This window comes from Bradyrhizobium sp. Mp27 (genome assembly GCF_029953005.1).
GTDB classification, from domain to species: Bacteria; Pseudomonadota; Alphaproteobacteria; order Rhizobiales; family Xanthobacteraceae; genus Bradyrhizobium; species Bradyrhizobium barranii.
In genome coordinates this window covers 1-1967 of the sequence record NZ_JASAUS010000440.1, presented here as the reverse complement: position 1 = coordinate 1967, position 1967 = coordinate 1, and the positions used below count along the sequence as shown (strand labels likewise).

2 protein-coding genes are annotated in these 1967 nt (G+C 57.2%); one reads left to right on the top strand and one right to left on the bottom strand.

Going from position 1 to position 1967, the window contains the following annotated elements; translation table 11 throughout:
- On the bottom strand, positions 1-188 hold a 188-nt coding region (locus QJT78_RS50740), incomplete at its 3' end, for a hypothetical protein (protein WP_281460856.1).
- Between the two features lie 112 nt (positions 189-300).
- Here QJT78_RS50740 and QJT78_RS50735 point away from each other — a divergent pair.
- A complete protein-coding gene (locus QJT78_RS50735; protein WP_166354477.1) occupies positions 301-1734 on the top strand; it encodes an IS4 family transposase in 1434 nt (477 codons plus the stop codon).
- The last annotated feature ends 233 nt before the right edge of the window (positions 1735-1967 follow it).

The window sequence follows — 1967 nt, the reverse complement described above, 5'->3', positions numbered from 1 at the left end:
GCGACGGCCTGGCGCTGCCGCGGGTCGGGACGAAGAAACGGGCTTTCAGATCGAACAAAGAAACTGACGAAGGACAAGACATGCGTTGCACTGCCGAACTTCTTGACAAAAGAAGCCCCATACAAGGGCTCACCGTCCGTAAGCGGCGGGCTCGCCGCAAAGCTGTAAGCGGCAAAGAGACCTTTCAATTACCCACATTTGACGTCGGATTTGAGCGAGGCGCCGCGGGCGAAATCTTGAATCGGTAGAATCCGTTGTGATTCGGTGTTGAGCACCTGATTCGGAAGCGCGGGGTGTTCGATGGGCTTGGTGAAGGAACGCGCGGGGGCGCGTGCTCAGCGATTGACGACCGGTATCGAGACGTGGGTTGATCGGGAAGTTGCGGGATGCGAGTTTAAGGATGAGCGGCTTGGTCGCCGGTTCGGCAAATTGCTCGCACAAATCGGGAGCGACATGGGTCAAAGCATCCCGCTGGTTTGTCAGGATTGGGCCAACACGAAGGCCGCCTATCGCTTCTTCTCCAACGAGCGGGTCGACGAGGCGGATATTCTTTGCGGTCATTTCGAGGCGACGCGCGGGCGCGTAGCGGCGACGGAGGGACCGATTTTCGTCCTCCATGACACGACGGAATTCAGCTTCAAGCGCGAGAAGCCGGATCTGATCGGCTTTACGGGCAAGACGGCAGGACGCACGCAGTGCGGCATCCTGATGCATTCAAGTCTCGCCGTGACGACCGAGGGGCTTCCGCTCGGACTGTCGGCAATCAAGTTCTGGACCCGCAAGAAGTTCAAGGGGACGACGGCGCTGAAGCGAAAGATCAATCCGACGCGGGTGCCGATCGAGCAGAAGGAGAGCATCCGCTGGCTCGAGAACTTACGGCAATCGACCGACCTTCTCGCTGCCCCTGGACGATGCGTTCATATTGGTGATCGCGAGAGCGACATCTATGAGCTGTTTTGCCTGGCCCAGGAGGCTGGAACGCATTTCCTGGTGCGAACCTGTGTTGATCGGCTTGCCGGGGACGGCAATCATACAATTGCCGACGAAATGGACGAGGTTACGATCAAGGGTCTACATCGGATCAAGGTCAAGGACGACAAAGGCGACCCCGACGACGCCGTTCTTGAGATCAGGTACCGCAAGATACGAGTCCTGCCGCCGATTGGCAAACAGACGAAATATCCCGCACTCACTCTGACCGTGATCCATGCTCAAGAGCGGGGAAGGCCGAAACGGCGGAAGAAAATCGAGTGGAAGCTCCTCACCGATCTCCCGGTCCAATCGCGCAAGGACGCCATCAATAAAATCGAATGGTACGCCTTGAGATGGAAGATCGAAGTCTTCCATAAGATCCTCAAATCGGGCTGCAAAGCAGAGGACTCAAAATTGCGAACTGCTGAGCGTCTGGTCAATCTGATCGCGGTCTTCTGCATTGTGAGTTGGCGCGTCTTCTGGATGACGATGCTCAATCGCTCCTCGCCGAATGCCGTACCGCAAATGGCGCTGACAGATCCCGAAATCAGGCTTCTTGATCATTTGGTGAAACACAGGGGTGGTGATTGCTCTCGACGAAGCACGCTCTCGCACTATGTCGTCAAGATCGCGCGGCTCGGAGGATACTTGGCCCGAGCCAACGATCCGCCTCCAGGAAACACCGTGATCTGGCGCGGATTATCGCGGCTGACCGACATCGAACTGGGAGCCGCGATCGAAGCTACAACTATGGGTAATTGAAAGCAAAGAGACCCCGTCTAGCGGAGTGGGTGAGCGATCGGCTATCGGCTGTTGAGTTTGTGAGCCGATGTGAGCTTCTATGTCTGAGCCTAGCCCGTCTTATTCGTAAGAGGCGCCCGAGAGGCTGGCGAGCGTGGTGTAAAGCGCTGATACGGCGTAGGATTCGGTTGTGAAGCCAACCCCATCACCTCCAACCGCGAACGCCACGCCCGCCATGACCGACGATACGATTC

Coding starts and splice junctions, on each gene's coding strand:
- QJT78_RS50735 (WP_166354477.1), top strand. CDS start 301: ATGGGCTTGGTGAAGGAACGCGCGGGGGCGCGTGCTCAGCGATTGACG.